This window comes from Burkholderia sp. F1 (assembly GCF_050813845.1).
GTDB classification, from domain to species: Bacteria; Pseudomonadota; Gammaproteobacteria; order Burkholderiales; family Burkholderiaceae; genus Burkholderia; species Burkholderia ubonensis.
Genome location: NZ_CP172423.1, coordinates 438418 through 462444 on the forward strand (window position 1 = coordinate 438418; position 24027 = coordinate 462444).

Sequence of the window (24027 nt, forward strand, 5' to 3'; positions counted from 1 at the left end):
GATGAAAGGGAAATCAACCCGCCTGGCCCAGATACGATGAAGCGATCTCGCGCAGGTCGGGCCGTGCGAACCGGTCCGGATGCAAATGCGCGGCAGCCTCGGCCAGCACCGCATGACGTGCGATCGGGCCGAACGATTCGATCCAGTGATCGCCGACGCGCACGATCCGTACGCGGCGCACGGTGGTCAGGTGCCGCCACACCGGATTCGTCTCGAAGCCGCGCGGCCCGCCGTCGTCGTACACGAAGATCATGTCGGGCTCCGCAATCAGCAGCGTCTCGAGGCTCATCTGAAACGCGGTGTTGTCGCGTCGCGACGGCAGCGGATTGCGCCCCGCGACGTTGACGCCGCCCAACGCATTCAGCAGCGAGCAGGTCATGTTCTCGTCGTAGAACGCCCACGGCGCCACGCCAGCGCCCCAGACGAACAGGTAGCGCGGCGCACGGCGCGACGCGACGCGCGCGAGAACCTCAGCGCACACGCCGGCGAAGCGCCGGTTCAGCGCGGCGGCGGCCTCGGCGCGCCCCAGCGCCGCGCCGACGAGCGCGATGCTGCGGTCGCTGTCCGCGCGGACCTCGAGATCGAGCGCGAGATACGGCGCGATCTGCTGCAGCCTCGCCGCATTCGCCTCCGTGTAGCGCCGGATCGCGACGATCAGTTCGGCATGCGTGCTCGCCAGCAACTCCAGGCTCGGGCTGGCGCGCTGACCGAGATCGATCACGCGATCCATCCGGTCGAGCAGATACGCGGGGCGGCGGCCGCGCACGAGGAACGTCGAAGCAACCGGCTGCACGCCGAGCGCGAGCGCGGTATCGGCGCCGAAGTACGAAACCGTCGCGAGCCTGCGTGGCGCCGTGTCGAAGCGCAGCGTCACGCCGCGATCGTCGACCACGCTGTACGGCACGGACGGTGCCGCTGCGCGAACGGGCCGCGCCAGCACGGACGCGAGCGACGCGGGCAACGCGAGCGCGAGTGCGCGGCGCTTACGGTCGATCATTGGAGACCCGCCAAACGAAAGGCAAGACGTTGCCGGGAACCCGTTGCGCATCGGACGCCCCGCTTCCCGGCGCCGCATAGCCAAGCGGATGGCACACCGGCACGCCGTCGCTCGCGCCGTGCAACCGCTCGCTGAGCACATGGAACACGTCGGCGACCAAGGCAGGCGTCAGCACGTCGACCGGCATGCCGTCGGCGATCAGCCGACCGTCGCGCATCACGACCGCGCGGTCCGCGAAACGCATTGCCTGGTTCAGGTCATGCAGCGACATCACGATCGTCAGGCCGAACGTCTCGTTGAGGCGCCGCAGCGTCGTCACCACGTCGAGCTGATGTCCAAGGTCGAGATAGGTCGTCGGCTCGTCGAGCAACAGGATGTCCGCCCGCTGCGCGAGCGCCATCGCGATCCACACGCGCTGCCGCTCTCCGCCCGACAGCGCGATGAGCGGACGCTCGCGCATGGCGGCGAGACCGGCCGTCTCAAGCGCCCAATCGACCGCGTCGCGATCGTCGTCCGTTTCGCCGCGCAGCCAGGTGCGATGCGCGAATCGTCCGTGACGCACGAGTTCCTGCACGGTCAGGCCAGGCGGCACGTCCTGGGTCTGCGCGAGAAAGGCGATGCGACGCGCGAGCTTGCGGCGCGGCCAGTGCTGCAGCGGCACGCCGTCGAGCAGCGCTGCGCCTTCGCGAGGCGCGAGCAGGCCGGCGAGCGCACGCAGCAGCGTGCTCTTGCCGGAACCGTTCGGACCGAGCAGCACGGTGGTCCGGCCGGGCTCGATCGACAGCGACAGGTTGTCGACGATACGGCGCGCGCCGTATCCCAGCGAGAGATCGCGGGCAACGAGTGTCATCGGGAAGATCGGGAGAGCAGATAGAGAAACAGCGGCGCGCCGAACAGCGCGGTGACCGCACCCACTGGAATTTCGGCCGGCGCGACGACGACACGACCGGCCAGATCGGCGAGCGCCGTGATCAGCGCACCGGTCAGCAGCGCGAACGGCGCCTGCCGTGCAAGCGGCCCGCCAATCGCAAGCCGCGCGAGATGCGGCGCAACCAGCCCGACGAATGCGACGGGACCGGCGATCGCCACCGCGCACGCGGCTGCGAAGCTCGCGTATACGATCGCGACGAGACGCCAGCGCTCGACATCGAGGCCGACACTCGCCGCCGCATCGTCGCCGAGAGTCAGCACCTGCACCGTGGGCAGGATCGCCGGCATCAGCGCGATCGTCGCGGCGCTCCACGGCGCGAGCAGCAGCACGTGTTGCCAGCCGCGCGCGTACAGGTTGCCGGACAGCCATGTGAGCAGCACCTCGATGCGACTCGAACCCCAGCCCGCAAGGATCGTCATCGCGACGGCATACAGCGCGGCGCTGACCGCGACGCCCATCAGGATCAGCCGGAACGGCGCGGTGCCGTTGCGCCACGCGAGCGCATAAACGCCGATCGCCGCGCCGACACCGCCGAATTGCGCGACGAGCGTCATCCACGTCGCGTCGTACGCGTCGAGCCGGCTGCTGTCGAGCGAGCCGGAGAAATTCGCGACGAGCAGCAGCGCCATCACGCCGAGCGTCGCGCCGGACGACACGCCGATCACGCCCGGCTCCGCGAGCGGGTTGCGCAGCGCCGCCTGCAGCACGAGCCCGCTCGCCGCAAGCTGCGCGCCGATCATCAGCGCGAGCAGCACGCGCGGCATGCGCAGCTCCCACAGCACGAACGCGGCGTCGTGCGCGCCGTCACGATGAATCAAGGCCTGAACGGCGGCCGTCCACGGGAAGTCGGCCGCACCGAACCGCACCGCAAGCACGATCGTGAGTGCCAGCGCCACCGCCCCGCCCGCGCCACGCGTGATCGTGCGCAACCACTTGCGTTGCGCGCTCGCCGCGCGTACCGACGGATTCGCCGTGCCGGTCATGACGATGCCCCTTCGTCGCGCCGGATCATCACGATCAGCAGCGGCGTCGCAACCAGCGCGGTCAGAAAACCGACCGGCAATTCTCGCGGCGCGGCGACGGTGCGCGCGACGAGATCGGCGGCAGCGACGAGCAGCGCGCCGGCCAGCGCGGTCGCACCGAGCGTGCGCCGATACCCGCCGCCAAGTGCGACGCGCGCCAGATGCGGCACGCACAGCCCGACGAAGCCGACCGGCCCCGCCATCGCGACCACCGATGCCGACAACGCGACCGCGATGCCGCCAAGGATCAGGCGCCAGCGCAGCAAGTCGAGGCCGACGCTCTGCGCCGCTTCGTCGCCGAGCGCGAGCGTGTCGAGCACACGCGCGCCGGCGAACGCGGCGGCGAGCCCGGCGACGGTCCACGGCGCCACCATTGCGACCTGCTGCCAGCCGACACCCGAAAGGCCGCCCGCCAGCCAATAGAACAGCGGTCCTGCCTGCGGGCCGGCCGCGGTCATCAGCGAGATGATGCCCGCGCTGCCAAGCGCGGCGATCGTCGTCCCGGCCAGCGACAGGCGCAGCGGCGACAGGCGTGCGCGCCATGCAAGCGCGAACGTGAGCGTTGCCGCCCCGCCGCCGCCGATCAGTGCGACGAACGGCAGCGCGCCGGCCGGCACGTCCGGCGCCAGCACGGTTGCCCCGACGACCGCAAGCGCCGCGCCGCTGACGACGCCGGTCAGCGTCGGATCGGCGAGCGGGTTGCGCGTGATGCCCTGCATCAGTGCGCCGGCCACCGCGAGGCTGGCGCCGACCAGCAGCGCCGCGATGAAGCGCGGCAACCGCAATGCGTGGACGATCTGCGCGGCGGGCGCGTCGCCGCCGCTGCCCAGCGCTTCGAGCGCGGCGGCCGGGCTGAGCACCAAGTTGCCCGCGCACAGGCTCGCGAGCGCTACGACACCCAGCGCGACGATCAGTGCGAGCACGATCGCGCCAATGCGGGCACGCGGCTCACGTGCCGAACCGGGCGGCGACGCCTGCGCGCGATGCCCGTCCGGCGACTGCCCGCCGGCCCCCTGTCGTCTCACCCCATGCCGTTCGTTCATGAATGACTCGCGCTCGCCTGTTTGGCCAGCATGCCGAGGCGGTATTCGAACTTGCGCAGCAGCATCGTCGCCGTGGCGGCGAGCCCGATCGCGAGTCCGATCCAGATCCCGTAGATCCCGTAGCCGAGCGTCACGCCGGCCGCCCAGGCGACCGGCAGGCCGATCATCCAGTAGCCGACGATCGAAATCCGGAACGAGCTCTTCACGTCGCCGAGCCCGCGCAGGATGCCGACGCCGATGTTCTGGCTGCAATCGAAGATCTGCAGCAACGCGGCAATCGTCAGCAGGCCGGTTGCGAGCCGCAGCACGTCGGTGTTCGCGGCCGCGCCGTGGCCGAGGAACGGCGCGAGCACGCGCGTCGGCGCGACGAGATACGGCAGCGCGACGATCAGCATCGCGCCGACGCCGAGCACGAGCCCCGTATACCCGAGACGCCGCGCGCCGCGATAGTCGTGCTGCGCGCATGCATGGCTGATGCTGATCGACGACGCATGCGACAAGCCGACGGAGATCATGAACACGATGTAGATCACCTGGTTGACGATCGTCTGTGCGGCGAGCGCGTCGGTGCCGAGCGTGCCGATCACGAGCGTGAGCACGGTGAAGAACGCCGCCTCGGAGCCATAGGTGGCCGCGATCGGCAGCCCCATCTTCCATGTGCGTGCGAGCGCCTGCGCATCGGCACGCCAGGCGTCCAGCGACAGGTGCTCGGCCAGTTCCGCCCGGCGTTTCGCGATCGCGAGAAACGCGACGAACGAAATCAGGTACACGCCGCTCGTCGCGCACGCCACGCCGGTCAAACCCAGTTCGGGCAGGCCGAAGCGGCCGAACATCAACGCGTAGTCGAGGGCCGCGTTGACGGCGATCGACGCGACCGTGATCGCGAGCAGCGGCCCCGGCTTGCGCAGCCCGACCGTGTACTGGCGCAGCGACTGAAACCAGAGACACGGCAGCATCCCGGGCGCAGCCGCCGCCAGATAGAACGCAGTCTGCCGCGCCACGGCCGGGTCCTGGCCAAGCCACACGAGCGGCTTCTCGACGAACAGCATCAACAGCGCGAACGCAAGCGCCGCAAGGGTCGACAACGCAAAACTCGCGCGCACGAGACGCATGATCTCCGAATGGTCGTGCTGGCCGTTGGCGAACGCGACAAGGTTGCCGGTGCCCGTCACGAGCCCCGTTCCCATCGTGCGCAGCTGGTTGAATATCGTCAGCGCGAGGCCGCCGGCGGCGATCTCGCGCGGGCCGAGCATCCCCATCATCACGATGTCGGTCGTGGTCAGCGCGACCTGCGCGAGCTGCGTGAGGATGAGCGGCGCGGCAAGCGCGCCGATGTTTCTGGCGTCGAGCCAGAACTGTCGATGAAGCTTCATGCGGCGTCGGCAAAGATGGGATCGAGTTCGCGGGCAATGGAATCGTCGAGCAGATCGCGCTCGTTCATCCAGTCGTCGTTGAATACGGTATCGAGATATTTTTCGCCGCCGTCGCAGACCAGCACGACGAGCGTCGAATCCGGCGGCAGCGTGCCGAGCATCTTCAGCGCGTGCCAGATCACGCCGCCCGCCGAACCGCCGACGAGCAGCGCACGCTTGCGTGCGATGTAGCGCGCGGTGTTGAACGCGGCCGCGTCCGTCACCTTGACGCCTTCGTCGAGCAGCGCGTAGTCGACGAGCGCGCCTATCTCCGCGCCGGGCGGCGTACCTGTGCCCGACTGGTAGTACGAGCCGCCCTCCCCGCCAAACGCGATCGAGCCGACCGGCTCGACACCCACCACGCGCGGCGCGGGGCCGGTCGCGCACAGCTCGCGCGCCGTGCCGAACAGCGACCCGCCCGTGCCGACCGAGCCGACCGAGCCGACCAGGTAGTCGATCCGCTCGCCGAGCACGTCGCGCAGTTCACGCGCGAGCCCGCGATAGCCGTTGCCGTTCGCCGGATTGTTGTGCTGCTCGGTCCAGATGCTGTCGGGATCGTCTGCCGCCATCCGCTCGGCCAGCGCCTCACGATCCGCCGTCGCGAGCGCATCGCCCTCGCTCACATAGACGAGCTCCGCGCCGAACGCCTGCATCGCGCGCAGCTTGTCTTTCGACGCGTGGCAGTCGACCACCGCGGTGAATCGGTAGCCGCGCTCGGCGGACAGCAACGCGAGCCCCATGCCGGTGTTGCCGGACGTCGATTCGATCACACGGCCTGCCGGCCGCAGGCTGCCGTCCTGCTCGGCTTCGTCCAGCATCTGCCGCGCCATCCGGATCTTGGCGCTGCCGGTCGGATTCGTCGATTCGAGCTTGAGCAGGATGCGTGCGCCGTTGGCGCCGCGAATCAGCTCGAACAATGGCGTGCGGCCGACGAGGTCCGACACTTTCGATACGATCGCCGGCACGGTGATCGTCGGTTGTTCACCCAGGAAACGCATATTCATCGTCAGGCTCCGGAAAACGGGGAAAGGCGGTCGACGCGCCAACGCGGGCGCGCACCATCGAGGGTTACGACAAGCTTCGGGGGCAGCGGCAATTCATGAAACGGCGATTCGTTCGAATCCATCTGGTAGCCGGCCGTGTTCGGGTACAGCAGCAGGTCGCCGGGTTCGGGACGCTGCGCGAACGCGACCTTGCGCCACGTGAGCATGTCCGAGTCGAGGCAGCTCGCGCCGCCGACGCAGGCGCGGTACGGTCCGGACGCGCGCGGCGGTTGCTGCAACGCGCGCGCGGCGGCCAGCAGCTCGGGATCGGGCAGGAACTCGCTCGCGAACCATTGTTCCGAGACGCTGAAGCTCGTGCCGTTCACGGTCGCGACGCCATAGTCGCCGCGATCCTTCACGCCCTGCACGGTGAAGACCGTGAACCCGGCCTGATCGAGCAGCGCACGCCCCGGCTCCAGCATCATCTGCAGGCCGTGCTCGCGCAGCAGATCGGCGAGCGACTTCGATTCGCCGTCCGGTATGCCGCACAGGATCGCGTCGAGCATCTGCGCGCCGCTGCACGCCTGGTGATACGGGTAGAAGCCGTCGAACACCTTCTTCGCGTGGTAGTCGTCCGGGCCGTGGGCTGCCTGGAACGCACGCCAGTCGTCCGCATTCGCGTACGACATCGCGAAGCCTCCGCCGATGTTGATGGTGTGCGGCGAAAGTTCGAGCGCGCGCGCCTGCACGCATGCGCGCACCGCGATCCCCGCCTGCACGCAGCGCGCCTCCGCGCTGTAGCCCGACAGGTGAAACGAAAAGCCTTCGAGCACCAGCGACGACCGATTCGACGCGCAGAACGACAGCGCCGTATCGAGCGCCGCAGCGCCCAGACCGAATCGGCTTTTCGCCTGCGCGGCCGGCTCCATGCGCAGCAGCACGCGCGCGGTGCACCCGCATTGCTGCGCGATCGCGGCGAGACGGCCGAGCTCGTCGGGACTGTCGACGGCGATCAGCGCATCGTGCAGCACCGCGAGCCGAAGCAGGTCGCTCGCCTTCGCGGGGCCGGAAACCCCGATGTCGGTGCCGCAGACACCCGCGGCCATTGCGTCTGCGAATTCGCCCACGCTCGCGACGTCGACGCCGATTTCGGAGTCGGCAGCGGCGCGCACGAAGCAGCGCGCCTTGTTCGCCTTCTTCGCGTAGTACACGCGCCCCGCCACGCGACGTTCGTCGAGCACACGTTGAAACGCCGCAACATTGCGCGCGAACCGCTCCGGGAACAGCAGATGAAGGGGCGCATCGAAGCCGTTCGCGAGTTCGTGGATCATCGCCTCATGTTCATCCACGAAGTCGCGCTGCGCGGGATCCCACAACGCGGGCAACCGCGGGATACGGTTCACCATAGCTCGACCTCCTTCCCGAGCCCCTTCGCGCGCGCCGCGTCGGCCAGCACGCGCCCGAGCGCGATGTCGGTCACGATCATTCCGCTGTTGAACGCGAACACGATCTCGTCGTCGGCGCGGCGCGCCGGCTTGCGGCCGAGCAGGATGTCCGGCAACTCCGCATCGACAGGCGGCAGCTTGCCCGTCTCGTCGACGAGATCCATCCCCGTCACCTGCATTTGCGCTTCACTCGTCGCGATCCGGTAGTCGGCGTGATGGAGCGCGTCGGCGTGAATGCCGTAGCCGACCAGCAGCGCGAGCGCGCCGGGCTTCAGCCCGGCGTGACGCACCGCTTCCGGCGCGCCCGCGCCGGCCACGCCGAGCACGATGTCCGCCTGCCGCGCGGACGCGCCGAGATCGGTCGACACCTCGATGTCGCGGCCCGGATGAAAGCGCCTCAGCGTGTTGCGGACCGCTTCGAGGCCGGCATCGAAATGGCCGTGCACGATCACGCGCTCGACGTCCGGCAGCGCGGTCAACAGGAATGGCGCAGCCATCCGTCCTTGCGTGCCCGTGCCGACGACGAGCGCCGTGCGCGCGTGCGGCGCGGCCGCGCGCGCGATCAACGCCGAAACGGCCGGCGTGCGCAGCGAGCCGACGAGGCTGCCGTCCATCATGGCGACCGGCATGCCGGTCTCGTCGTCGAACAGCAGCAGCGTCGTGTAGTACTTCTGCAGCTCGCGGCTGTGCTCGGGGTCATGCTTGTACGACGTCTTGAAGCCGACCGTCCGGCGACCGCCGTCGCGGCCGAGCATCGAATACGCGACCGAGTGCTTGTCCGCAGGCTGGCTCATCAGCTTGCGCGGATTGTCGGATTCGCCGGTGGCAAGACCGAGGTACGCGCGCTCGACCGCATCGAGCACCATCGCCGGGTCGTAGTCGAGCTCGTCGATCACGCGCTTGCCGAGCACGAGCAGCTGAGACGGCTGCATCGCGAGCCGCGGGCGCACGTCGGCGCCGGTTTCGGCCGTCGCGGCCAGGTCGAATGTCATCGTATTCATCTGCGCCTCACAGGATTTCGCGCGTGGTCGGCGCCTGCCGGAACGGCAGCGTCTCGCGCAGGTTGACGTGAACGTTGACCCGCCGCAGCCAGCGCTGGCGTGGCCCGTAGTTCGGGCGATAGACCGTGCGCCCGTGCACCGCGCGCTTGTTGTCGACCCAGACCATGTCGCCCGGCTGCATGACGACGCTGGTCTGGTGCGCATAGCACGCGTCGATCAGCCAGCGCAGCGCGCGCTCGGCCTCGTCGTCGCCCGGCAGCGCCGCCATGAACGCCTCGTCGACGCGCACCCACGGCTTCGCGCGCAGCCCCGACAGCGCGGGCACGGGCTCCGGACTTTCGTGCATGCGGCGAATTCGCTCGAACACGTGATCGTCGAGGCGCCACTGGTCGCTGACGTTCTGCTCGGGCAGGTGCGACTTGTCCGGCAGGATCGTGAAGCGCGGCGCGCTCAACACACGCCACATCTCGTCCGAGATCTCGATCTCGTCGATGCCGCAGAAAATCGTCTGCGCGTGCTCGTCGTTGCGGTAGCAGAGAATCGACAGGAAATCGGCGCGATGCTCGTGAAACGCCTCCTCGTTATGCCACACCAGCGTCACGCTGCTGCCGCCGCCGAGCTGCTCCGCATGGTCCTTCCTGATCGGCACGATGTGGCGCAGAAACCGGCCGTTCTCCTGGGTGCGCCAGCCGAACATGTCGCCGAGCAGCGACGTCATCAGGCACTGCATCGCCTCTTCGAGCAGCGACGGCGGATTGCGCCAGGGCGCGTCCCAGTGCGACGGCGACGCGCCGATGCGCATGTCGTCGACCGGCATTCCGCGCAGCAGCAGGACGCTGCATGGCAGCTCGAGTTGCCGGTAGCGGTGCGCGAGCGCACGCAGCGAACGCGGCAGTTCCTGGGCGGCGAGCATGCAGTCGTGCGCGAACGACGGGCTCTCGACACTGTCGTGATGCGCGATCAGGTCGCGCGCGACGTGCGTGAGCCCGGCGACTTCGTCGTCGCGCAATTCGTAGATCGCGAGCGACTTCGAGACCGGCCTCAGACCGGATGGATCGATGCCTTCAGCAAGATTCATGCGATTCCCTCGTGTGAAAACGGGCGCCCCGCGCCGGCGGCGCGGCGGAAGCCCTGCGGATAAGCTGTTTTCGTGGGGAGACGGCCGGTGCGCTCTGCGACGCATCCGATGGCCGCCGTGTCTCGTGCTGCCGATGCTGCGTGCTACATGTCGACCTGCGCGGACAGGAAGAACGTGCGCGGCTGGCCCGGCCACACCGAGTTGTAGTTCGCCGCGGCCCAGTAGCGCTTGTCGGTCAGGTTCTGCACGCCGGCGCGGAAGATCGTCGTGTGGCCGCCGATACGCGCCTGGTAGCGCGCGCCCGCATCGAAGCGCACGTAACCCGGCAGCGATACGGTGTTCGCCGCATCGAGTGGCCGGCGGCCGACGAAGTAGACGCCCGCGTCGACGTTGAGCCCGCTTACGGCTGCGATCCGGTAATCGAGGAACGCGCTCGCCTGGAAGGTCGGCACGTTCGCGGCGCGCTTGCCGTTCGTCGCAGGGTCGCCCGTATCGTCCTGCTGCGCATGCAGGTACGCGGCGCCCGCGACGATCGACAGGTCGCGCGTCACACGGCCGTTCGCGATCAGCTCGACGCCCGTATGGCGCTGCGTGCCGGCTTGCACGAAGTAGTTCGCCGCGTTCACGTACTGCAGCGTCTTCTCGATGCGGAACACTGCTGCGTTGACGGTCAGGTCGCTGCCGATGTCGGCCTTCACGCCCGCTTCGTATTGCTTGCTCTTCACCGGCACGAGATTCTGGCCCGCGTTGCGCGTGTTGTACGGCGCGACGCCGCCCTGCTCGAAGCCTTCCGAGTAGCTGACGTAGGTCGACAGCGCCGGCAGCGGCTTGAAGATCAGCCCTGCCGACGGCACGTTCACGCTCGTCTCGTAGTGCGATTGAGCACCGGACGGCGCGTACGAATCGTCGCGGTAGCGTACGTGGCGCAGGCCGAGCATCACGCTCCAGTGCGAGCCGATGTCGATCAGGTCGCTGATGAACACGCTCGGCTGGAAGTTCTTCGTGGCCGTCTTGCCGGGGAACGTGGTCGTCTGCGCGGGCGAATAGACCGGATTGAAGATGTTGCCGACCGCGATCGGCATCACGCCGAAGCCGCCCTGCTGCGAATCGTAGTTGCGCGTCGACACGCCCGTGACGAACTGGTGCGCGAGCGGCCCCGTGTTGAACTTGCCGGTCACGAACGTGTTCGTCGACAGGACGCGGAAGCTCTGATTCGGCGACAGGTAGATGTCGCCGCTCAGGATGTCGCCGTTCGCCGCGACCGAGTAGATGTCGGGAAACGCCGCGTCGCGGTTGTTATACGACTGCGCGATCTGCGTCGTGAAAGTCCAGTTGTCGGTCAGCTTGAAGTCGAACTGGCCGCCGATATTGAACGTGTTGGTGCGGTACTGCAGCCACGGCTGCCCGAGCAGCGTGCGCGGGTCGAACTGCGGCGGCAGCGAGCCGTCCGGCTGCGTGCCGATCACGGGCTGCGCGGCGAGACGCTTGTTCTGGTAGTCGAAGTTCAAGCGCAGCAGCGCGCGCGGCGAGATCGCCCAGTCGATCGCGCCGCTCACGAACGTGCGGCGCAGGTCGCCGGAATGGCCGAAGTTGCCGACCTTCTCGCCGGCCACGTTGAAGCGATAGCCGAACTGGCCGTCGCCGATCGGGCCGCCCGTGTCGACCGCGCCATAGTAGCCGTCGTAGCTGCGCACTTCGCCGGTAACGGTCGTGAAGCGGTCGCGGGTCGGGCGCTTGAGCACGTAGTTGACCGTGCCGCCCGGCGAGTTCACGCCGTACAGGAAACCCGACGGCCCTTTCAGCACGTCGACGCGCTCGACGTTCTCGAGCGGCAGGTCGTAGTACGGCGCGACCGGCATCCCGTCGCGCCGCATCGTATTGGTCCAGTCGACCGGAAAGCCGCGGATGCTGATGTTGTCCATCGCGCCGCCGACCGCCGTGTTCTGCACCGACGGGTCGTTCTTCAGCACGTCCATCAGCGTGCGCGCGCGCTGGGCCTCGATCAGTTCAGCCGAATAGGACGCCACCGACAGCGGCAGATCCTTCGGATCCTTCGCGCCGAGCGCGCCGACGTTGACGTCGGGCACCGCGTACAGCGACGGACGGCTACTCTGCACGGAGATGATATCGAGCGTCGCCGCACCGGCGGCCGCCGCATCCAGGGGCACGGCGCTCGCGGCGCCTGCCGAGGCCTTGTCCTGCGCGACTTGCGCGCTCTTGCCCGCGGCCTCCTGAGCATGCAGATGCCACGATGCGAGCGCCAGCGCACCCGCGAGAATCAACCTGTCCTGGGGACGCGCCGGCACTCGCCGCGCGGCACGTGCCCGCTCCCCCAAACCATTTGCACTACTTATCAGCCGCATTATTCCGCTTCCGTTTTACCTTGTTGTGAAAATCGGTCGCTACCCGCTGTACCTGAGCGGCGTCAGCGCGACGCCCCGGTACGCAATAGCGTGTCTCCTGCCGCGCAACCTGTTGTTCCGGCGTCCAGCATCCGGGGAAAGCCAGGCCGCGCAAAATTTGAAATGAGAATTATTTCTTTTTGAGATGCAATGTCAACAATAACTTCGCAATCCGATGTAAATGAGCCAATCGATCCGAGGTCCGCCTTGCTTCGAAAGTCGAACAGGCCGCCGGGTTGCGAATGGTTCCGGCGGTGGAACTCAAGCGCCGCGAGCGTGCTGCACGTCCGTAGGAAAGTTGCCGTCATGGAGCGCGCTATAAGTCGGTCGACATCGACAGCCAGAAAGTGCGCGGCATGCCGCTGATCAGATATCCGGTTGGATTCGCTTGCCAGTAGTCCTTGTTGAATAGATTGGTGACGCTCGCGCGGAGCGTGACGTCCCGGCCCACGACCCGGGTCGTCAAGCGGCCCCCGAGATCGCATCGTGTCCAGCTCGGAACGTGCTGCGTGTTGTCCTGGCTCACGTAGGCCTTGCCCGTATAGATGACGCGTCCGACCAACGTGAACCCGGGGATGAAGGGCGTGTCCCACTCCGCACCGAGATTGGCCTGGAGCGACGGCGCGCCGACGGCGTAATTGCCGTCGTTGATCCCGCCCTGAGTGCGACGCAGCCTCGCGTCGAGCCAGCTCACACCGCCCAGCACCCGGACGCCACGGCCGAGTTCCCCGAAACCGGAAAGCTCGACGCCGCGATTGCGCTGCAGGCCGTTGAGGCTGTAGATCCTGGTGACGGGGTCGACGATCCCGCTCGGCACGTCGATCTGGAACAGTCCCAGCGTCGCGCCGAAGCGACCGAGATCGAGCTTGGTCCCAACCTCGTATTGCTTCGACTTGAAAGGCGCGAACACCTGGTTGGGGTTGGCCGCGTCGGCGGGAGGCGTGGCGCCGGGCGTCAGCGCCTCGATGTAGTTGGCATAGAACGAAAGCTGGTCGAGCGGACGAATCACCAGCGCGACGGAGGGTGTCGTTGCACCCTGGTCGTAGTGAGCGGTTTCGGCGCCGGAGGCGGCGAAGTTGCTGCTGGCGACCTGCTGGTGGCGCACGCCCAGCGTGAGTTGCACGAGGCCGCCCGCGGCAGACAGGGTATCGGCCATGGCGATGCTGCGCAGGATCTGCGCACTGTCCTTGGCCTCCGGCGAATGCGACAGCGGCGCCCCGGGGCCCGATAGCCGGGTCGGCACGTAGATGTTCGTCCGATAGCTTCCGTAGACGGTCTGCCCGAACCATGTCGTCTGCTGCAGATAATTGCCGCCGACGACGAACCGATGATCGATCGGTCCGGTCCCGAAGCGAGCCCTGACCCCGGCTTCCGCCGACAGCGCACGCGATCGTCCCTCCTGGTATTTCGACGACGACGTCGCATTGCCCAGCATGTCGGTGATGGTCGCGCCGGGGTCTTCCAGCTTGTCGTAGCCGAAGCGATTCATGCCCACCGCACCGAACAGCGTCACGCCGGACGTCAGGTCGTACTCTGCGCGCCCCAGCGCCGTCAGGCTGTGCGAGCTTGCGTAGGCGAAGGACTGTCCGAGATTGATCCGGGGATCGGGCGCCTCCGGCACCGCGATGCCGGCGATCGGGGTATAGCCGCGCGCGGCCCCTCGCATGTAGTCGTCCTGGTAGATGACGTCGCCGGACAGGCGCAGGCGCTCGCCGCGATAGTCGAGCCCGACTGAAAGCGCGCTGTTCCGTCTCGACTGGTCGTCGATCGGCGTATGGCCTTCGCGACGGGCCGCGTTGATGCGGATGCCGAATTCCCCGCGCTTCCCGAAACGCCGGCCGATGTCTGCGTGGCCGCCGAATACGGAGTTGGACAGGTATTCGGTCGTCAGGCGGGTAAGCGGCGTGTCGTCGGCGCGCTTCGTCACGACGTTGACGCTGCCGCCGACGCTGCCCTGCGGAAGCATGCCGTTGAGCAACGCGCCCGGCCCCTTGAGGATTTCGATGCGCTCGATCGGATCGGGGCTGACGCGATAGGCCGGCACGAGCCCAAAGAGCCCGTTCAATGCGATTTCGCTGTTTTCGACGCGGAGCCCCCGGATCGTGATCGCGTCGTAACGGTTGCCGCTGTCGATCGCCGCACGGACCGAAGGATCGGTCGTGGTCAGGAGTTCGGCCACGCTGGTCGACTGCTCGTCGCGGATGAGTTTTTCCGTATAGCTCGTCAGGCTGAACGGCGTATCCATATAGTCGCGATCACCCAGCAGGCCGACCGTGGCGCCTTGCGCAACCTGCCCGCCGGCATAAGGCGCGGCCACCGAATCGCCGATGCGTTTGCCGATCACCGTCACGGCAGGCAGCACGCCTTGTGCGCCTGCGGCCGGTGCGGGACGGAGCGAGTAGCTGCCGTCGCCTTGCCGCACCGCCTCGAGACCGGTGCCGCTCAGAATGGCCTGGAACGCACGATCGACGGAATACGAGCCATGTACGCCGGGGCTGGTCTTTCCCGCCGTCAGGTCACCCGGCACGCTGAGCAGGATGTCCGCTTGATCGGCAAGCCGGCTCAAGGTCGAGGACAGCGGCCCGGACGGGATGTCATAGCGTCGGGCGACAGCCTGGGTTGCCGTGCCGGCGGGCGTCTGCGCGAATGCCTGCGACCAGGCGCCGCTCGCGGCGAGCGCGATGCCGAGCATGGCAAATCGCCCTGCCCGGGCCGCGTGACGATGTACGGCCCGCGAGGCGTGGGTTCTTCCTCCGACGCAGCGCGCACGCACGGGAGCGTCTTGGTTCGAAGGAAACGGCAGGCGACGCATAAGACAGCTTTCCTCGAGGTGGAAATGGGCGGGAAGAGGTCTGTCCGCGTCAAGCAGAGCCAGGCAGGATGCGGCTCGATCTCCGAATCGTCCTCTTGTATTGGTTAACCGGATGAGGACGGGAAATGCGAACCGAAATCGGAAAATTATTTTCGAGCCGGCCGGTCAGCCGCGCCGAGCGCGGGCGCCGGACCTGGCCCCGCGCGTTATTTGGCTTCGATCGAGGTCCACCACGGCAGCGTGCGCCGCACGCGGATCGGCAGATCGCGTTCGAGCATCGCGAGCGTCTGGTCCGGATTGTTTGCCGGGAAGCGGCCGACAACCCGGATCCCCGCAACTTGCGGGTCGACGCCGATGCGACCATGCTGATAGCGACTCACCTCCGCGATCAACGTGTCAAGCGTGACGTCCTCGGCCAGAATCACGCCACGCGACCATGCTTCGCGCGCAGGATCGGCGAACGCCGCGCCGGAAATGACGTCCGTTGCGAAGCGCCGTTGCTGGCCGGCCGCAACCACCTCGAAGCGCCCCGAGCGGTTCCGAATCCGGACGCGCCCTTCGAAAACGGCCAGCAGCGTGCACCGGTCCGTCTGCCGCACGGTGAAGCGGGTACCCAATGCCTGCATCCGGCCGTTCGGGGTGTCGACGAAGAACGGCCGGCCTTGGCGGTCCTTGCCGGTATCGATGAGGATTTCGCCCATCGTCAGCGTCAGCAGACGTCGGACGCCGTCGTAGTCGACGTCGAACGCACTGCTCGTGTTCAGCCAGACGCGTGTGCCGTCGGCCAGCAGAACGTCGCGCCGTTCGCCGACACCCGTGCGGTAGTCCGATCGCCATGCGGCGAACCGATCCGGCAGGGCCATGAAGCGCCCTCCCAACCATCCTGCGATGCCCGTCCCGCCCAGTGCCGCCAGACAACCAAGCACCTGGCGGCGGCCCATCGCGCGCCTGGCAGAAACCTGAACGGCAGCCGCGAGCGCCTCGCGCTCGCCATCGCCCTCGCGTCGCAACGGCTCGAACCGGCGGCTCACCGCCTCGATATGAGCCCACGCGCGACGATGCTCCGGACGTTCCGCCAGCCATCGCTCCCACGCTTCACGGTGTTCGGCAGCTGCACCGTCGGCATAAAGCGCGGCATACCAGTGGGCGGCCTGTTCGAGGCTCTCGTAGTCCGTCTGGACGCCGCTCTCGGCGGCAGACGGGGAAGGCGTCGCCGACACGCGTCAGTGAGCCAGTCCGGCGTCGAGCAGCGCCAGATGCAGCATGGCCTGCGCGAGGTACTTTTGCACCATCCGCTCCGAGACAGCCAGTTCGCCGGCGATCTCGCGGCTCGGCAAGCCATGGATCTGCGCCATGATGAAAGCCTTCCTCGCCTTCTCTGGCAGCCGGCTGATGAACTCGCCGACTTCCATCAGCGTTTCGATGATGATCGCGCGGTACTCGGGCGACGGCTCGCAGGGCTCGGGGAGCGCAGCCAATGAATCCAGCCACGCCTGCTCGACCTGACGGCGGCGAAACAGGTCGATGCACATCCCCTGCGCCATCGTGCGTAGATAGGCACGTGCCTCGACAGGACTGTCGAAGCCTTTGGGGGCCGGTTTGAGGATCAGGCGGAGAAATGCGTCATGAGCAAGGTCGGCGGCATCGACGGCGTTACCCAACCGCCTTCGCAGCCAGCCCTGCAACCAGCCATGGTGGTCACGGTAAAGGGTGTGCACATCCTGATGCAAGGCGAACTGGGCGGCGGTCATGTAACAACCCTTTCAACATCAATGGCTGCAGATGGCAAGTAAAATGCGAATCATTTGCATTTATAAACCACTTTCCACATTTCTTGCAACTCCCTGGCTACCTGACGAGACCGTGTCGGTGCCTCAGTCGCCCGAAATCCGGCCTTGCATTACCGTCAATATGGTGGCCTTGATTTCAGTGCGTTTCACCCGGGTCGACCAATCTAAGCGCGACAAGCGCCGAGCGCTCCATCCCTAAAAAAATGTTCACTGAAATCGGTCATCTGCTGATTGACCTTTTCCGCTCGCCGAGGAAACCCATCACGGCTCCCTGACTGCTTGTCGTGGCCAGGACGAGGTAAGTGCGTCTGTCCATCTCGCTCCCCTTGTCCGCCGAAGCGGACCTGCATTGCGTTCGACGCGCCGCCCCACCGGCACACGTTGCGCGGCACTAGAAGCGGTAGTTCACCAGCACCTCGAGCCGCCGATCGTTGCCGAGCAGGTACTGCGTCTCGTCGTAGTAGGCCGACTGCACGTAGTGACGGTTGAACACGTTGTAGGCACGCGCCGTCACCGTGGTGTCCTTGCGCGGCTTCCACGCGAGCCCGAGGTCGACGGTCGTATACGACGGCATCACGAGCCGGTTCGCCGTGTCGGCGAAACGCTTGCCGACGTACTTGACGCCCGCAATGCCCGTCCAGTCCGGTGCGAAACGCCAGCTCACCCATAGGTTCGCGAGCCGCTGCGGCGCTGACACCGGCACGTTGCCCGCGCGCGAAACCGTCGCGCCGCCGGACGACTGCTGGAACTCATCGTATTTCGCGCGCAGGATCGACACGTTCGCGTCGACGCGCCAATCCCTCGCGATCTCCGCGCCGACCGTCGCCTCAAGCCCCCGCGACGATTGTTGCCCGACCTGGATCGACTGGTTCGGGTTTAGCGGATCGGCCGTCACGAGGTTGTTCTTCACGATCCGGTAGGCGGCCAGCGTCCATTCGGCCTTGCCGCCAAGGAACGACTGCTTCACGCCGATCTCGATCTGCCTGCCGGTCGCGAGTGTGAAATTCGCCTTCGACGCGTTCAGCATCAGCAGCGAGCTGACCGGATCAGCCGCGACCGAATACTGGCCGTACACGGCGAGACCGGGCCGCACGTCGTACACGGTTCCGATGCGCCAGCCGGTGTTCGCGAACACCTTCGTGAAGCCGCCGCCTTTGACGAGATCGTCGCGATTCACGCTCGCGTGGTCGTATCGCAGGCCGCCGATGACCGACCAGCGCGGCGTGATTTCGAGCCGGTTCTCGGCGAACAGCGCGTACTGGTTGGCCTGGCTGCGATACTTCGGATACGTGCCTGCGACGTTGATGAAGCTGCCCGGATCGAAATCGATCGGATCGACCGTCGACGTGCCCGAATACGGCGAGTTGTTATCGTGCTGGAACGACGTGTGGCTGAACTCGAAGCCGGCCGAGAAGGTGTTGCGCATACCGAGCAACGCGCTGCTCACCGTGGCCGACGTGACGTTGCCGTACTGCTCCTGGTCGTGGAAGATCTCCGTGTAACTGCTGCGCCGGATCTGCCCGCTCGACGGCAGGTATGTGTAGTACTCGGCGTTCTTCCAGTGGCGGTTGCTCTTCATTCTGTACAGCGTGCTCGTCACGTTCAGGCCGTCGCTCGGTTGCCAGTTCGCCGACACGGTCGCCCAGCTGTCGCGGAACGCGATATCGCTGTCGCCTGCGTTGTAGTTCTTCTTGTACAGCGCCGGGTCACGCGCGCCGTTCACGAGCGGCACGCCAAAATACTGCATCGGATGCTGGAAGCCCTGCGCGTACGACGCCGTTACGTACAAGTCGGGCGTCACGTCGTAGCGCAGTGCACCGGAAAACGACAGATTGCGGGAATCGCCGCGATCGACCCAGTTCGACGAGCGGTTGCCGCTGACGTCGAAGCGATACGACAGCTTGTCGTTGATGGCGCCGCCGCTGCCGAACGCGACACGCGCCGTGCCTTCGGTGCCTGCTCCGACCTGCAGCGCGTTCTGGATCGGCGTGCGCGTCGGCTTCTTCGGCACGATGTTGACGACACCGCCGATTGCGCCTTCGCCGTAGATCACCGACGCCGGGCCGCGCAACACGTCGATGTGATCGACCGACCACGTGTCGAAAGGGAACGTGACACCGATCGCGCCGTATGGGCGCACCCCGTCGTAGAGCTGTGTCACCGACGACGCGCCGACAAAGCCGCGCGCGCTGAGCTCCGAGCCGCCGTTACCGGGATGCGGCGACTCGCTGATGCCGGTCGCGCGGCTGACCGCGTCGACAATCGTGCTGTCGCCGCGCGTATCGAGCGTGGCGCGGTCGAGTTGCTCGACGCTCGCGGGCGTTTCGAACGGCGACAGGCCGAGGTGGCTGCCGGTGTCGAGCGGCCGGATCAGCGGGGCCGGCTTCTGCGCATCGACGCGGATTGGCGCGAGCGTTGCGCCGGGTGCGTCGGCGCCACTTTCCTGTGCTTGCCCGACCGGCGGGAATGTCGCGAGGACGGCGGCCGCGGGCAGCATCAGTCTGTACTTCATGATTCGTGCTCCTTGGGATCGGTGATATCGGTTGTTTTGTGCAGCGCCGGGTCAGTAGCTCGGCAGCGTGAGGCCCGCCATCTCGCGCTGCGTCCAGTCCGCGATCTGCGTCGGCGCAGCGGCGGGCGACGTGTTGTCAGCCGCTCGGGCGCCCGCAGCCGCCGAGGCGAGCGCGATGCCGCTCGCGATCCATGCGGTAAGCATGCGGTTCCGGATGTGTCGTTTCATGAAGAAAATGAACAGGAAGCTTCGTTGTTCCTGCATCGATATGCGGAGTGGCGCCCGTCACGTCGTCGATCTAGCCCGACGCGCCGGCCTCGATGCCCTGCAGCACCGTCTTGTTCGAGTTGAACGTCGACGCCAGGACAAATCAGGCCGCCGCGCGCGCCGCACGGCCGAACAGCAACCGGTCGATCAGCCACACCGCGACGATCGTCATCCCCATCAGCGGAAACACGATCCCGAGCAGCACGAGACCTGTGATCCAGGCGCGCATAGGGGGCGCACCGCGTTCGCGCGTGGGCGCACCCAGCTTCCCCGCCGGGCGGCGCTTCCACCACATCACGGCGCCCGTCGCGGCCATCGCGGCAAGTCCGAGCGACAGGACCGCGCAGATGACCTGGTTCGCCAATCCGAAATACCGCCCCATGTGCAGCGACGTGCCGTACGACACGGCCCGCGACACCGCGCCGTAATCGTCGTAGCGGATGTCCTTGAGCACCGCCCCGCTGTACTGGTCGATGTAGATCGTCCGCTCCGCCTTCGGATCGGCAGGAAAGTACGACGCGGTAAACACACCGTCCGGGCCGGCCGGCAGCGCAAGCGTGTAGCCGCTCGTCACGCCGAGCCCGGCGACGATGGCAATTGCGCGGTCGAGTGCAAGCGGCATCGGCGTCGGCGTCGACGGCGAATGCGGAACGGGCACGTTGCCGACCGCCCACGGCGCCTGTGGCAGCGGTAGATCGTCCATCACCATCCCCGGCATCGAGCCGCCTCCGTCGTGGTGATGCGCGGCGGGTACCGCGGCACGCGCATCCATGCCGGCCGGTGCCGCGCCCGGACGCGACGAACGCAATGGCAGGCCGCCCCACACGCCTTGCGGCTCTCCAAGATTCACGGTTGCGGCAAGCCCCTTGAAGTACTTGCCCCACGAGCCCGACCACGGCAGGCCGGTCAGAATGAAGGCGACCGTGCCGGCGGCGAGCCAGATGCCCGCTGTCGCATGGAGACTCTTCCACAAGGGCCGGCCGCGCAGCGACAGGTCTGGCCGCAACGCGCGCCCGACGCGCGCCGTTCCTCGCGGCCACCACAGCGCGACGCCAGTGCCGATCATTACGAACGTCCAGCACGCGGCAAGCTCCATCAACAGTTCGCCCGTCTTTCCGAGCAGCAGCTTGCGATGCAGCATCCGGTCGACCTGCATGAAGCGGCGCTCGACGCTCAGCGTGCCAAGCACGCTGCCGTCGTACGGGTTCACATAGACGCTCTCCCGGCTGCCGTCGCGGAGCCGGAACACATATTCGGCGCTGCGATCCGGCGCAGTGGACACCTGCGCGGAAACCGGCGTCGCATCGGCCGGCATCGCAGCGCGCGCCTTCGCCAGCAGCGTGTCGGCATCGAGTTTCGGCGTATCGCGCGGCTCGACGATCAGCCGGTGCGGATACAGCAACGGCTCGATCTGCGGCTGGAAGCAGTACAGTGTTCCCGTAATCGCGAGGATCACGAGGAACGGCATCACGAACAGGCCGGCGTAGAAATGCCAGCGCCAGAGCGTCCGGTAACCGGCGCTTGCGGAACGATTGGGCGAGATCGCCTGCTCGACGGTGGTCGACATAGTGTTACCTCCTCGTTGTCGTCGATCAGAAGGGGCGGACCCGAGCCGGTCCTCGTCACGACGCGATGCGCAACCTGGCGGCGACGGCGACGACGCAGGCTACGTGCGACACCGACCGGCGGCGGCACGGTACGGCACGCGCAGGTCGAAACGGCACACGTGCTGCGGCGGAACGTGCGACGTATCGGCACGCGCAAGCAGCGCGTAGGCCGACGTCACCCGCGCGACGCGAGCGTTCGGTTGAATGGATGAAGCGGGTTCAGCGAAACGAATCGTATGGACACCCGTGCACGTCGACGCACGCGGGTGATGCAACGGAACGTTCAGCAGAACTGAGGTGGGGCGCGGGAAGGCGGACGATCGTCGAATATCGATCGCGCCGGGAGAAGACAGTCGGGAGGAAGCCGGAAACGCCGCGGAGCCGCGGCGGGAAACAGCAGCACGAGCAGCACGAACAACGCCATTGCGGCGAATAGTGCCGCGCTGAACGAGCAAACGCCGTTGCCGCCGTCAGCGGGCGCCGGCTTGCCGGTGTGGGTACCGTGCTTGAGCGCGTCGACGAGCGCCAGTGCGTCGTTGGCTGGCGTGATCGGCGCGCTTGCATCAAATCGAGCCGTCGGCGCGGTCGCGCCGAGGATCAGCGGACCGCGGCCGGAGCACAGCACCACCGAGCCCGCGTCCGGACCGTCCGGATCGAGCATCACGGCGCCCGACATCAGCGCGCGAGACAGTAGCGGTACGAGAATGAGAACCCACATAAGCTGTCGCGCGACGCCTTGCCGGTGCAGAAAGTGGCGAAGTGCGTTCATGGCGCGCGATTGTACATCGGTTCGGTGCAACAGCCGATTCCCCTGTTGCAATACCCACCACCGATCAGTTCATGGGGGTTCACTCGATTTCGCCGCTGTTCTATCCACGCAGGAGCGGCGTGACTACGCGCTCGAGGCGATCAGCGGTCCAGGCAGGCTTCGGGTCATCCCAGCCATTGTCGACGAAGAGCCCATTCCGACCGATCCTGAAGTTCACCGGGATGCGCCAGACGCGGCCATACTCACCGGCGTACGCACTGCCCAGAAGGCCGACCGGAAAGCTCAAGCCGGCCGCCACTTGCACGTGAATGCGCGGATGACGCTCGCAGAACGCACGCAGCCGCGGTATCAGCCAGTGCGTCGCAAGTGTCACACCGGTATCCAAAGGAGGGCGAACAGTCATGCCAATGTGTTGAGAAAATAAGAACACATGCTGACAGAAATCTGATTTGCATATCAACATCTCCTTCAGCAAAAATGCGGTTTCGCTTGTGCCGTGTACTTTCGTCTGCGCGACGCCGATCGGCGACGTGCCCAGACAGCACTAAATCGGTTTTGCCGCGAAGCCCCGAATGATGCGGGGAAGCTGAAGGAGCCATTTTTGAACCACGTCTACTTGCTGTTCATGGGGATGGCGCTTGTCACCGTCGCGAGCCCCGGCCCCGGCGTGCTGATGACGCTCAACAATGCCATCCGCAGCGGCTGGCTGGCGTCAATGCACGGCGTTGTCGGTCTCGCGCTCGGCGCGGCCGCCATGGCGGGGCTTTGCTCGGCCGGGGTCGGCGTGCTGATTCGCTCGTCGCAACCGCTGTTCCTTGTCCTCAAGTACTGCGGTGTCGCATATCTGTTCTATCTTGCTTATTCCACCTGGCGTGGTGCGCGGCTTGCGCGTCCGCAGTTCACCGTGGGCGAACAAGCGGCTAGTCCTCCGGCGTCGGGTTTGTCGACGGATACTGTTCGGCACGGGCCGCTGTTGCTCAAGGGCGCACTGCTCCAGACGAGCAATCCCAAGTCCCTGCTCTTTTTTCTCTCCGTGCTGCCGCAGTTCGCCACGGACGGCAACGGCAATGCGTCGTTGCCAAGGCTGATCGCGGCGATTGCCACCTACTGCGTCGCACTCGTACTGGTGCACGCGACATATGCCGGCATTGCCAGCAGGACCAAGGCCTACCTCGGTCGCCCAGCTACCTCTCGCCTGCTGTCGCGCATCAGTGCGCTCGCTTTTTTTTCATTCGGCATCGCAATGCTGGCGCTGAAGTTCTGAACTTGTCGCATCTGCGTGGCGCACCGGATTTCGTCACCGTGCCGGTATGTCGATGTCGTACTGAACGTGCTGTACTTCGCGTCCATCCTGTGCGGCGTCGACGCCGCAGATCCCGCCCGCGCCGACCCGCCGAAATCGCGCTCAATCCTGCGTCGCTCTCCCTGCCTCCCGACGCGCAAACATCTTGTTACGACAATGAGGAAGCAAGCGCCGGAGCCGGTGCCATTCTTCTCCGCAAGCAAATTGAAATGAACGCGCAAGCATCCGGCGCCATGCTTGAAGCGACGCGGATCGATTCGAGCGCCCTACCGGAACGAACCTGCGAACAAGGAAGAACACGGGCATGTGGAAGAAGATCGCCCCTACCCTCGTCATTGCGCTTGCTGGTGCGACCGCACTGCCGGCAGCGGCGGACGATTTGAACAACGCGATTGGCGGCGGCGCGGTAACTGCGAGACGTGACGAGCAGACGGGCGCAATCATTGGCGGCGCACTCGGCGGCGGCGGCACTGCGGCGGGTCAAGCACTGGGTGCCCGCTCGGGCGGCCTCCTCGGCGCGGCGTTCGGCGGCAATCTCAATCGCAGCTCGCGCAACCGCGATAACGATCGCGACGATCGTCGCCACAAGCATCGTCGTCACCATCACGACGACGACTACGACCATTACCGCTACTACGGCTACTGATCGTGGC

19 protein-coding genes and 1 pseudogene are annotated in these 24027 nt (G+C 66.8%); 2 read left to right on the forward strand and 18 right to left on the reverse strand.

Features of this window, described 5'->3' with window-relative positions:
* Nucleotides 1–13: 13 nt before the first annotated feature.
* The 18 genes and pseudogenes from ACFIMZ_RS36195 to ACFIMZ_RS36280 form a co-directional block, all read right to left on the reverse strand.
* Complete coding sequence (locus ACFIMZ_RS36195; protein WP_431825487.1) at nucleotides 14–997, reverse strand: ABC transporter substrate-binding protein; 984 nt, start codon at nucleotides 995–997, stop codon at nucleotides 14–16.
* A complete protein-coding gene (locus tag ACFIMZ_RS36200; protein WP_431825488.1) occupies nucleotides 984–1847 on the reverse strand; it encodes an ABC transporter ATP-binding protein in 864 nt (287 codons plus the stop codon). Before ACFIMZ_RS36200 ends, ACFIMZ_RS36195 begins: the two co-directional genes overlap by 14 nt.
* The gene (locus tag ACFIMZ_RS36205) at nucleotides 1844–2911 is read right to left on the reverse strand and encodes a FecCD family ABC transporter permease (RefSeq protein WP_431825489.1); all 1068 of its coding nucleotides are present in this window, start codon (nucleotides 2909–2911) and stop codon (nucleotides 1844–1846) included. The genes ACFIMZ_RS36200 and ACFIMZ_RS36205 overlap by 4 nt, the downstream gene beginning before the upstream one ends.
* The gene (locus tag ACFIMZ_RS36210; RefSeq protein ID WP_431825490.1) at nucleotides 2908–3993 is read right to left on the reverse strand and encodes a FecCD family ABC transporter permease; all 1086 of its coding nucleotides are present in this window, start codon (nucleotides 3991–3993) and stop codon (nucleotides 2908–2910) included. Before ACFIMZ_RS36210 ends, ACFIMZ_RS36205 begins: the two co-directional genes overlap by 4 nt.
* Entirely contained in the window at nucleotides 3990–5366 is a 1377-nt protein-coding gene (locus tag ACFIMZ_RS36215; protein WP_431825491.1) for an MATE family efflux transporter, read from the reverse strand. The genes ACFIMZ_RS36210 and ACFIMZ_RS36215 overlap by 4 nt, the downstream gene beginning before the upstream one ends.
* Complete coding sequence (locus tag ACFIMZ_RS36220) at nucleotides 5363–6409, reverse strand: cysteine synthase family protein (protein ID WP_431825492.1); 1047 nt, start codon at nucleotides 6407–6409, stop codon at nucleotides 5363–5365. The genes ACFIMZ_RS36215 and ACFIMZ_RS36220 overlap by 4 nt, the downstream gene beginning before the upstream one ends.
* Nucleotides 6410–6411: 2 nt before the next feature.
* Nucleotides 6412–7794, reverse strand: a complete 1383-nt coding sequence (locus ACFIMZ_RS36225; RefSeq protein WP_431825493.1) for an alanine racemase — start codon at nucleotides 7792–7794, stop codon at nucleotides 6412–6414.
* Nucleotides 7788–8834 carry an ornithine cyclodeaminase family protein gene (locus tag ACFIMZ_RS36230; protein ID WP_431825494.1) on the reverse strand — a complete coding sequence of 349 codons (1047 nt, stop codon included), beginning with the start codon at nucleotides 8832–8834 and terminating at the stop codon, nucleotides 7788–7790. The genes ACFIMZ_RS36225 and ACFIMZ_RS36230 overlap by 7 nt, the downstream gene beginning before the upstream one ends.
* A gap of 7 nt (nucleotides 8835–8841) precedes the next feature.
* A complete protein-coding gene (locus ACFIMZ_RS36235) occupies nucleotides 8842–9912 on the reverse strand; it encodes a TauD/TfdA family dioxygenase (protein WP_431825495.1) in 1071 nt (356 codons plus the stop codon).
* A 143-nt stretch (nucleotides 9913–10055) separates the two neighbouring features.
* Nucleotides 10056–12218, reverse strand: coding sequence for a TonB-dependent siderophore receptor (locus tag ACFIMZ_RS36240; protein ID WP_431825496.1), 2163 nt, complete (start codon nucleotides 12216–12218; stop codon nucleotides 10056–10058).
* 412 nt (nucleotides 12219–12630) lie between these two features.
* Entirely contained in the window at nucleotides 12631–15006 is a 2376-nt protein-coding gene (locus tag ACFIMZ_RS36245) for a TonB-dependent siderophore receptor (protein WP_431825497.1), read from the reverse strand.
* A 326-nt stretch (nucleotides 15007–15332) separates the two neighbouring features.
* Entirely contained in the window at nucleotides 15333–16346 is a 1014-nt protein-coding gene (locus ACFIMZ_RS36250) for a FecR domain-containing protein (RefSeq protein WP_431825498.1), read from the reverse strand.
* 3 nt (nucleotides 16347–16349) lie between these two features.
* Nucleotides 16350–16877: a sigma-70 family RNA polymerase sigma factor gene (locus tag ACFIMZ_RS36255; RefSeq protein ID WP_431825499.1), complete on the reverse strand. Its 528-nt coding sequence runs from the start codon at nucleotides 16875–16877 to the stop codon at nucleotides 16350–16352.
* A 430-nt stretch (nucleotides 16878–17307) separates the two neighbouring features.
* Nucleotides 17308–19428 (reverse strand): TonB-dependent receptor, encoded by a 2121-nt coding sequence (locus tag ACFIMZ_RS36260; protein ID WP_431825500.1) that lies wholly within the window; start codon nucleotides 19426–19428, stop codon nucleotides 17308–17310.
* Nucleotides 19429–19479: 51 nt separating this feature from the next.
* The gene (locus tag ACFIMZ_RS36265) at nucleotides 19480–19632 is read right to left on the reverse strand and encodes a hypothetical protein (protein WP_431825501.1); all 153 of its coding nucleotides are present in this window, start codon (nucleotides 19630–19632) and stop codon (nucleotides 19480–19482) included.
* 166 nt (nucleotides 19633–19798) lie between these two features.
* The gene (locus ACFIMZ_RS36270; RefSeq protein ID WP_431825502.1) at nucleotides 19799–21262 is read right to left on the reverse strand and encodes a PepSY-associated TM helix domain-containing protein; all 1464 of its coding nucleotides are present in this window, start codon (nucleotides 21260–21262) and stop codon (nucleotides 19799–19801) included.
* A 323-nt stretch (nucleotides 21263–21585) separates the two neighbouring features.
* The gene (locus ACFIMZ_RS36275) at nucleotides 21586–22071 is read right to left on the reverse strand and encodes a hypothetical protein (protein ID WP_431825503.1); all 486 of its coding nucleotides are present in this window, start codon (nucleotides 22069–22071) and stop codon (nucleotides 21586–21588) included.
* 100 nt (nucleotides 22072–22171) lie between these two features.
* Nucleotides 22172–22372: pseudogene (locus tag ACFIMZ_RS36280) on the reverse strand (hypothetical protein); the annotation flags it as partial.
* A 300-nt stretch (nucleotides 22373–22672) separates the two neighbouring features.
* On the opposite strand from ACFIMZ_RS36280, the gene ACFIMZ_RS36285 reads away from it, so the two are divergent.
* Both ACFIMZ_RS36285 and ACFIMZ_RS36290 read left to right on the forward strand, forming a co-directional pair.
* The gene (locus ACFIMZ_RS36285; protein ID WP_431825504.1) at nucleotides 22673–23335 is read left to right on the forward strand and encodes a LysE family translocator; all 663 of its coding nucleotides are present in this window, start codon (nucleotides 22673–22675) and stop codon (nucleotides 23333–23335) included.
* 343 nt (nucleotides 23336–23678) lie between these two features.
* Nucleotides 23679–24020: a hypothetical protein gene (locus tag ACFIMZ_RS36290; protein ID WP_431825505.1), complete on the forward strand. Its 342-nt coding sequence runs from the start codon at nucleotides 23679–23681 to the stop codon at nucleotides 24018–24020.
* Nucleotides 24021–24027 lie beyond the last annotated feature (7 nt).

What these genes read in the sequence shown, in the direction of transcription:
- ACFIMZ_RS36215 (WP_431825491.1), bottom strand. Translation starts at nt 5,366, where the DNA reads ATGAAGCTTCATCGACAGTTCTGGCTCGACGCCAGAAACATCGGCGCG.
- ACFIMZ_RS36230 (WP_431825494.1), bottom strand. Translation starts at nt 8,834, where the DNA reads ATGAATACGATGACATTCGACCTGGCCGCGACGGCCGAAACCGGCGCC.
- ACFIMZ_RS36235 (WP_431825495.1), bottom strand. Translation starts at nt 9,912, where the DNA reads ATGAATCTTGCTGAAGGCATCGATCCATCCGGTCTGAGGCCGGTCTCG.
- ACFIMZ_RS36205 (WP_431825489.1), bottom strand. Translation starts at nt 2,911, where the DNA reads ATGACCGGCACGGCGAATCCGTCGGTACGCGCGGCGAGCGCGCAACGC.
- ACFIMZ_RS36210 (WP_431825490.1), bottom strand. Translation starts at nt 3,993, where the DNA reads ATGAACGAACGGCATGGGGTGAGACGACAGGGGGCCGGCGGGCAGTCG.
- ACFIMZ_RS36195 (WP_431825487.1), bottom strand. Translation starts at nt 997, where the DNA reads ATGATCGACCGTAAGCGCCGCGCACTCGCGCTCGCGTTGCCCGCGTCG.
- ACFIMZ_RS36260 (WP_431825500.1), bottom strand. Translation starts at nt 19,428, where the DNA reads ATGAAGTACAGACTGATGCTGCCCGCGGCCGCCGTCCTCGCGACATTC.
- ACFIMZ_RS36255 (WP_431825499.1), bottom strand. Translation starts at nt 16,877, where the DNA reads ATGACCGCCGCCCAGTTCGCCTTGCATCAGGATGTGCACACCCTTTAC.
- ACFIMZ_RS36225 (WP_431825493.1), bottom strand. Translation starts at nt 7,794, where the DNA reads ATGGTGAACCGTATCCCGCGGTTGCCCGCGTTGTGGGATCCCGCGCAG.
- ACFIMZ_RS36290 (WP_431825505.1), top strand. Translation starts at nt 23,679, where the DNA reads ATGTGGAAGAAGATCGCCCCTACCCTCGTCATTGCGCTTGCTGGTGCG.
- ACFIMZ_RS36275 (WP_431825503.1), bottom strand. Translation starts at nt 22,071, where the DNA reads ATGAACGCACTTCGCCACTTTCTGCACCGGCAAGGCGTCGCGCGACAG.
- ACFIMZ_RS36220 (WP_431825492.1), bottom strand. Translation starts at nt 6,409, where the DNA reads ATGAATATGCGTTTCCTGGGTGAACAACCGACGATCACCGTGCCGGCG.
- ACFIMZ_RS36270 (WP_431825502.1), bottom strand. Translation starts at nt 21,262, where the DNA reads ATGTCGACCACCGTCGAGCAGGCGATCTCGCCCAATCGTTCCGCAAGC.
- ACFIMZ_RS36200 (WP_431825488.1), bottom strand. Translation starts at nt 1,847, where the DNA reads ATGACACTCGTTGCCCGCGATCTCTCGCTGGGATACGGCGCGCGCCGT.
- ACFIMZ_RS36245 (WP_431825497.1), bottom strand. Translation starts at nt 15,006, where the DNA reads ATGCTCGGCATCGCGCTCGCCGCGAGCGGCGCCTGGTCGCAGGCATTC.
- ACFIMZ_RS36265 (WP_431825501.1), bottom strand. Translation starts at nt 19,632, where the DNA reads ATGCTTACCGCATGGATCGCGAGCGGCATCGCGCTCGCCTCGGCGGCT.